Source organism: Mucilaginibacter sp. (genome assembly GCF_039207105.1).
Classification (GTDB): Bacteria; Bacteroidota; Bacteroidia; order Sphingobacteriales; family Sphingobacteriaceae; genus Mucilaginibacter.
Map to the genome: position 1 here is coordinate 1 of NZ_JBCECK010000029.1, position 5592 is coordinate 5592.

8 protein-coding genes and 1 tRNA gene are annotated in these 5592 nt (G+C 40.3%); all 9 read right to left on the reverse strand.

Going from position 1 to position 5592, the window contains the following annotated elements; genetic code table 11:
* Positions 1–71: transfer RNA gene (locus AAGC65_RS08485), tRNA-Arg, on the reverse strand.
* Between the two features lie 75 nt (positions 72–146).
* The gene (locus tag AAGC65_RS08490; protein ID WP_343112006.1) at positions 147–515 is read right to left on the reverse strand and encodes a DUF1801 domain-containing protein; all 369 of its coding nucleotides are present in this window, start codon (positions 513–515) and stop codon (positions 147–149) included.
* On the reverse strand, positions 496–912 hold the full coding sequence (locus AAGC65_RS08495; protein ID WP_343112007.1) for a hypothetical protein: 417 nt from the start codon (positions 910–912) through the stop codon (positions 496–498). The genes AAGC65_RS08490 and AAGC65_RS08495 overlap by 20 nt, the downstream gene beginning before the upstream one ends.
* A gap of 81 nt (positions 913–993) precedes the next feature.
* On the reverse strand, positions 994–1800 hold the full coding sequence (locus tag AAGC65_RS08500; RefSeq protein ID WP_343112008.1) for an AraC family transcriptional regulator: 807 nt from the start codon (positions 1798–1800) through the stop codon (positions 994–996).
* Positions 1801–1824: 24 nt separating this feature from the next.
* Positions 1825–2637: an oxidoreductase gene (locus AAGC65_RS08505; RefSeq protein ID WP_343112009.1), complete on the reverse strand. Its 813-nt coding sequence runs from the start codon at positions 2635–2637 to the stop codon at positions 1825–1827.
* 163 nt (positions 2638–2800) lie between these two features.
* Positions 2801–3199 (reverse strand): response regulator, encoded by a 399-nt coding sequence (locus AAGC65_RS08510; protein ID WP_343112010.1) that lies wholly within the window; start codon positions 3197–3199, stop codon positions 2801–2803.
* Positions 3200–3286: 87 nt separating this feature from the next.
* On the reverse strand, positions 3287–3889 hold the full coding sequence (locus tag AAGC65_RS08515; RefSeq protein WP_343112011.1) for a TetR/AcrR family transcriptional regulator: 603 nt from the start codon (positions 3887–3889) through the stop codon (positions 3287–3289).
* 130 nt (positions 3890–4019) lie between these two features.
* Positions 4020–4760 carry an SDR family NAD(P)-dependent oxidoreductase gene (locus AAGC65_RS08520; RefSeq protein WP_343112012.1) on the reverse strand — a complete coding sequence of 247 codons (741 nt, stop codon included), beginning with the start codon at positions 4758–4760 and terminating at the stop codon, positions 4020–4022.
* 175 nt (positions 4761–4935) lie between these two features.
* Entirely contained in the window at positions 4936–5529 is a 594-nt protein-coding gene (locus tag AAGC65_RS08525) for an LUD domain-containing protein (RefSeq protein ID WP_343112013.1), read from the reverse strand.
* Between the last annotated feature and the right edge of the window lie 63 nt (positions 5530–5592).

The following is a 5592-nucleotide window of genomic DNA, read 5'->3' on the forward strand; positions in this document are numbered from 1 at the left end:
GCTCCCGACGAGATTCGAACTCATATCGATGGTACCGGAAACCATAATTCTATCCATTGAACTACGGAAGCATTGCTGCAAAGATATACAATCAATTGTTTTATTTATGATGGAATGTTCAAAAAATGGAAAGGTAGTTTTATTACCTATCCAACCTTTACCACCCCGCTTTTATACAACTCAACAGCCTGTTTTAAAATTGCCTCAATAGTTTCAACCGGCAGATCTTCATCTGCTTCAAATAACATGATCTTCATGCGGGCACGTTTTTCCATAATAAGCTTAGGGTGTTCAATACGGTTACCTTCAACAATGCCAATGTATGGTTGATGAAGTTTTTTATGCACCCATAAATAGCAGAACATTTTGCCTTTATAACAAAAAAATGGCATCCCGTATTTCCAGGATGCGGAGATATTTTCGTCTTGCTTCAGGATGATCTCGCGAAGGGCCAGCAGGCAGCTTCTTACAGGTTCGTCCTTTTGCAGGTAAAAGTTATCCAACTGGGTTAACATGATGCTTGCTCTTTACAATTTTTGATGCAATAAAGGCAAATATGCCCTGCACCAATCCGGAAACTATGCCTGTAAAAATACCCATAATGGCCATTGCAAGCTGTGGAGCAATTTTGTAAGGATTGCCATTGTATATAGCCGCTTCCTGAGCATGCCCCTTTTCATAGTAATGATAGAAAACGGCATGCGCCGCGATGATCCAGACGCAATTAAGCAGACTAAGGCAAAATCCGTTTGTTAAATACATTTGGGAACAGTTTTTAGCTATCAGATAAGCACATACAATGAAGATAATTAGCCATAATATGCCCTCTATATTGCTGGGAATGAAAAAGGCCGTTGCAATACCCATGACCAATCCAAATAATGAAAGTTTGATAAGCAGGTTCAAGTTCATGCAGATAGGTTTATTTATAGCATAAATCTATCTAAAACTAACCGTAAAACAAACATCTTTAACTATTAGTGATCCACATCGTTACACCCTTGAGGGCACTACGCCAAACGCCTTTTTAAAAGTATATGAAAAATGCGACAGGTTTTCAAAGCCCACATCAAGGTATACTTCAGATGGTTTTTGTCCTTTTTCTTTAATGAGGTAATAAGCTTCGGATAAGCGTTTTTGCTGGAGCCATTGGCCTGGGGATGTCTGAAATATCTTTTCAAAATCGCGTTTAAAACTGGCCAGGCTGCGGCCGGTTAGTTTAGCAAACTGGGCTGTAGGCACATTGTACATATAATGCTGGTTCATGTATGCTTCCAGATCAATTTTATAGGGTTCGCTAAAGTCAAAAAGAAAATCATAAAAAGCCGGATTCATTGTTAGCAGTAACTCGATAGCTTCTTTAGTTTTTAATTCGGCCATTGGAGCGGTACTGCGCCAGCCATGTTCAAGATAAGGCAACAGCGATTCAAAGTATCCTTTTATAAAGGCATCAGGCTGGAGCAGGCAAATAGGATTTCCCGTATAGCGCTTTGCAGGTGCAAGCTTATTTTCGGCGCTATACTTCCGTAAAAAGTCTTGTTCAAAAAATATATTCACCGATTTAAACTCACCTTCCGGGCCAGGGACTTTATTTGATTTGATGAGCTGATTTCTACGAACAAGAGCAATGGTGCCAGGCCCGAAAACGCGGGTTCCCTCATTTGTTTTCTGGTGGCTCTCACCCGATATGATGTACCCAAAAACATGTTCTGGTACAAACGATTCGTTAGCGCGTTGTTTTCTGTCAATGCATGAGTACAATAAGTTACTAAACAATATATGGCCGTTATTTTTCATCATGATCAAATATCTTAAATATACCATTTACTTTAACTGGCTCAACAGCATTCTATCAAAGATGCGGTCGGGAAGTATTTTGCGCATAAAGAGGATCACTGCGGCCATGTAGCCACCATGATAGCGTGTTTTAGGTTGCTTGGCGGCAATAGCCTTCCTAACAAGATCAACTATCACAATAGGTTCAGCATTTTTTGATTCAACCTTTTGGGATATACCGGCAAATTGTTTGGCGATAGTTTGGTAAGCTGAGTTACCTGAGGTTTTCATCAGGTTATCGATAGCTATATGCCCCCATTCAGATTTAACACCACCGGGTTCAATAACCACTACATCAATGCCAAATTGCTTTACCTCGTTACGCAAACTATCGCTCAGGCCCTCCAACGCAAATTTGCTGGCGTGATACCAACCGCCCAATGCCGTGGCAAATTTGCCGCCTACAGACGATATATTGAGTATTTTGCCATAACCCTGACGGCGCATGTGGGGTAATACCAGTTGTGTTAAGTGTGCTGCACCAAATACGTTTACTTCTAACTGATAGCGGGCATCACTGATAGGTACATCTTCAATAGCGCCATAAGAGCCAAATCCGGCATTGTTTACGAGCACATCAATACGGCCTTCTGCCTTAATAATGATTTCAAGTCCGGTAGCCATTGATGCCTCGTCTGTCACATCCATAGCTAAAACTTTTACACCAAGTTCTTTGATGTCGTTCATTTTTTCAACGCGACGGGCGGCGCCATAAACTATGTGGCCGTCCTGATACAAATGTCTGGCCATTTCTTTACCCATACCGGCAGATGCCCCGGTTATTAATATTACCTTTTTCATTTTATTTACGTTGTTTAATTACGAAACAAAATTGGGGTAAAGACCGGAATAAAAGTTTGCTGAGAGGCTCAACTTTGTTTTGGTGTGAGGCTCAAAAGTGGAGAATTAATTAGTCACCCTTAATATTTAAGAATGACTAATTAATCTGGAAGAGAAGGTTTTACTAAAAATCGCAATCGGCATGTTCAACATCATTGCCAGCCTTCAAAAAGCAGCTTTTAATGGTGTCGGTAATATCCGAAAGATTAAAAGGTTTGGCAATAAAAGCGTCTGAACCGTAATTTCCTAACGATTCCAACACCCTCGGGTATGCCGAAACCATAATTACCGGGATGTGCGCCGTTTCCGGCGTGGTTTTAAGCATGTGGCAAAGTTCGCCGCCGTTTATTCCGAATAAAATGTAATCCAGGATTACCATATCAGCATTATAACTGATGGCTGCCTCACAAATATCATCCGTAAAGTTCATACTCTGAACTTCGTAACCCTCCATCTCAAGTGTGTCTTTCATCACTTCGAGTATATCCTCACTATCATCGAGGATCAAAATTTTTTTAGGCATATTATTCAATTGGTAAAGGTGATAACGATTGATTAATACCTTTTGTTTTCGGCCAAAATCTTATTGCTGTAATAATTAAGTTACAGGTTAAATTTTAAGGTCGGTAACCAACAAATGCATGGTTTTTAGTATGGAATCTAAATGAGCCTGCTTGCCTGTTACCCGGGCTATCATGATGCCCCCTTCAACTAATGCCATGATAGATAGGGCTGTTCTGGGCACATCTACATCCTGTTTAAACTCGCCCGCATCAATGCCTCCCTGTATCAATTCCTCAAGTCGTTTTTTCCATCTTAAAATTATCTGGGCAACCTTTTCCTTTAACAAAGGATTGGTGTCATCTGCATCAACAGCGGTATTTAATATAGGGCAGCCACCCTCCGGAAAGTTTTTAGTATTGAAATTATGGTATACACTTGAATACACCATTAGTTTATCATAATAGGTATCTGCTTTATCCATCAATGCAGCTACCTGTTTACGTACTTTACCCGTATTGTGTTCAAAAGCGGCAACGGCAACTTCTTCCTTGTTTTTAAAGTTGCCATAGATGCTGCCTTTGGTAAGGCCAGTAGCATCTGTTAAATCAGATAACGAGGTACCTGCGTATCCTTTTTTGTTAAAGATGCCCGATGTTGATTCGATGATAAACTGTCGGGTACGTTCGGCTTTTGATAATTCAGTTTCCATAATACAAATGTACCAACTGGTATTATATATTTAACGTATCAGGTAAAGTATGATTATACCATTACAATAATATTTTCATACAACCTGTATGTTTATATCCAGGTTGTATGAAAAGTATTGAGGCCTATGATTATCTGGGAGCCTGCATTACTTTTAAAGCTTCGGCAGGTGATGAAAGAAATAACTGATAAAGTTGTTCGGTACCGGCAACTCTGATCTCATAGTTATCGGTTTCAAGTGCGGCTATAAATTCATCGGCCACTTGTGAAGCCGGAATACCATTATGACCACCAATCTCTGCCGAGAATTCAGTATCAACCAATGGTGGCATTAATTCAAATACTTTAACTGTAGTGTCAGCTAAAGCAACCCTTAATGCCTGGGTGTAGGAATGTAAGGCAGCTTTAGTGGCAGAGTAGGTTGCAGTTAATCTGCCAGGAACAAACGCTACTATTGATGATACGTTTACTATAGCCGATTCCTGTTGTTTTTGCAACAGCGGCAATAGTTTTTGGTTGAGTCTTAAAACTGAAAGATAATTGGTATGCATTTCGGCACTGGCTTTGTCAAAAATATCGTCGTCGTTAACTATGCTGTTAAGTGTGGCATAGCCCGCGTTGTTGATCACCATATTTAGGGCCGGGAAATCATGGTTTAATTTAGTTACCAACTTGTCTACATCGGCAGCATCCGCTATATCAGCGGTTATGGCAGTTGCATTTTGTAATTGTCCTGCCGCTTTTTCCAAACGTTCGGTATTACGGCCAACTATAATAACGTGATTGTTTTTAGCTGATAATTGTTTAGCTATTTCAAATCCTATTCCCGCGCTTCCGCCGGTAATAAGTACTGTGTTTTGTGAGGTCTTCATTTTGATGTTGTTTTTGATAGTACAAAAATATACCAATTGGTATATTTAAACAATAGGTTATCTTCACTGTTGTGTCACATTGTTTAAATATACTGATAATGAGAGTTATATGAAACAAAAAAGCCTGCTATTTATTTAATAGCAGGCAGCATATATTGGTATTAATTTAAAAGGGCTATGGGAGTATAAAGACAGAAAGGCTGCGCGGGCCATGCGCGCCAATAACCAACGACTGTTCAATATCGGCTGTTTTTGAAGGGCCGGATATAAATGCTCCGTAGCCATAATCAGTGTTGCCAATTTTAACGTAGGCTTGCGCCATAGTAGGTACAAGTGCCTTCCGACTAATTATTACAGCCAAATGCTGGCTTATAAAAGGCAAAACCCTCACATTCATCTGACTTTCGGTTAACCATAGCGCACCGTTTTCGGCTACGCCAAGGTCTGACTGTAGTATGGTTAATTCCACATTGGCAAAGCTATGCGCCAGTTCGCCAGCTACGGCTCCTGCATAGGTATAATCACTCAGTTCCTTAATTCCCGATATGATTTGCACGCCGGATTTAAACTCCTTTTCAAGAATAGCTTTTACAGCTTCTAAATCAGCTACTTCATAAACAAAACTACCTCCGGCACTTGATACTGCTGTGTATTGCTGAGCCAGATCGCCGGAGTTGGTAGTTAAGGAATTTAGTACTTCCACATCTGGTAGCGGGGCATGGCTAAACTCATTTTTTTTAACGGCCGCTAATATTTTGTTCCTGCTCATGATTTATTTTGTTCCTTTCTTTTGCTATACCATTCGCCAAAGGATTGTTCCGGTGCTTTGGGC

What these genes read in the sequence shown, in the direction of transcription:
- AAGC65_RS08520 (WP_343112012.1), bottom strand. Translation starts at nt 4,760, where the DNA reads ATGAAGACCTCACAAAACACAGTACTTATTACCGGCGGAAGCGCGGGA.
- AAGC65_RS08505 (WP_343112009.1), bottom strand. Translation starts at nt 2,637, where the DNA reads ATGAAAAAGGTAATATTAATAACCGGGGCATCTGCCGGTATGGGTAAA.
- AAGC65_RS08500 (WP_343112008.1), bottom strand. Translation starts at nt 1,800, where the DNA reads ATGATGAAAAATAACGGCCATATATTGTTTAGTAACTTATTGTACTCA.
- AAGC65_RS08495 (WP_343112007.1), bottom strand. Translation starts at nt 912, where the DNA reads ATGAACTTGAACCTGCTTATCAAACTTTCATTATTTGGATTGGTCATG.
- AAGC65_RS08490 (WP_343112006.1), bottom strand. Translation starts at nt 515, where the DNA reads ATGTTAACCCAGTTGGATAACTTTTACCTGCAAAAGGACGAACCTGTA.
- AAGC65_RS08510 (WP_343112010.1), bottom strand. Translation starts at nt 3,199, where the DNA reads ATGCCTAAAAAAATTTTGATCCTCGATGATAGTGAGGATATACTCGAA.
- AAGC65_RS08525 (WP_343112013.1), bottom strand. Translation starts at nt 5,529, where the DNA reads ATGAGCAGGAACAAAATATTAGCGGCCGTTAAAAAAAATGAGTTTAGC.
- AAGC65_RS08515 (WP_343112011.1), bottom strand. Translation starts at nt 3,889, where the DNA reads ATGGAAACTGAATTATCAAAAGCCGAACGTACCCGACAGTTTATCATC.